General features: G+C 71.4%; 1 protein-coding gene. It reads left to right on the forward strand.

The features are described 5' to 3' along the window. Positions 1-1,123 (forward strand): acyltransferase domain-containing protein (locus ACFZBX_RS36975; protein WP_391538208.1); only part of this gene is annotated, 1,123 nt, incomplete at both ends.

The raw sequence follows: 1,123 nt of genomic DNA on the forward strand, positions 1-1,123 counted from the left end.
GGGAGTTGTGGGGTTCGTCGGTGGTGTTCGGGGAGTCGATGGCGGCGTGTGAGCGGGCGTTGGCGCCGTTCGTGGAGTGGTCGTTGCGGGATGTGGTGGGGGCGGGTGAGGAGGACCCGCGGTGGGCGCGGGTGGATGTGGTGCAGCCGGTGCTGTGGGCGGTGATGGTGTCACTGGCGGCGCTGTGGCGTTCGCTGGGCGTGGAGCCGGCGGCGGTGGTGGGCCACTCGCAGGGTGAGGTCGCGGCGGCGGTCGTGGCGGGCGCGCTGTCGCTGGAGGACGGGGCGCGGATCGTGGCGGTCCGCTCGCAGCTGGTGGCGGGGCGCCTGTCGGGGCTGGGCGGCATGGTCTCGGTGAGCGCCTCGCGCGCGTTGGTGGAGGAGTTGCTGGCCGACTCGGTGGGTGGGGTGTCGGTGGCGGCGGTGAACGGCCCCGCGTCGGTGGTGGTCTCCGGTGAGCCGCAGGCCCTGGAGGCGTTGATGGTCGGCTGTGAGGAGCGGGGGGTGCGGGCGCGGCGGATCGCGGTGGACTACGCCTCTCACTCCGCGCAGGTGGAGCTCCTGGAGGCGGAGCTTTTGGAGGCGTTGGCCCCGGTGCGGCCGAGGTCGTCGGAGGTGGCGTTCCACTCGACGGTGACGGGTGAGCGGATCGACACGGCGGTGATGGACGCCGGGTACTGGTACCGGAACCTGCGCGAGACGGTGCAGTTCGAATCGGTGGTTCGCGGTCTGATGCGGCAGGGCCACGGCGTCTTCGTCGAGGCCAGCCCGCACCCGGTGCTGAGCATGGCCGTCCAGGAGACAGCCGATCAGCTGGAGATCCAGGTGACGGCCCAGGGGTCGCTGCGTCGGGGAGAGGGCGGTACCGGCCGGTTCCTGACCTCCCTGGCCGAGGCGTACGTGCGCGGCGTGCCCGTCGACTGGTCGCGGCTCTTCGTGGGGCTCGATGCCGGGCGGGTGGATTTGCCGACGTATGCGTTTCAGCGGGAGCGGTTCTGGCTTGAGGGTGTGGGTGGGGTTGGGGTTGAGGGTGTTGGTGTGGTGGGTGGGGTGGAGGGTGAGTTTTGGGGTGCGGTGGAGCGTGGGGATGTGGAGGGTGTGGTGTCGGTGGTGGGTGGTGGGGA

Origin of the sequence: Kitasatospora sp. NPDC008115 (genome assembly GCF_042957205.1) — a bacterium.
In the GTDB taxonomy this organism is placed as follows: Bacteria; Actinomycetota; Actinomycetes; order Streptomycetales; family Streptomycetaceae; genus Kitasatospora.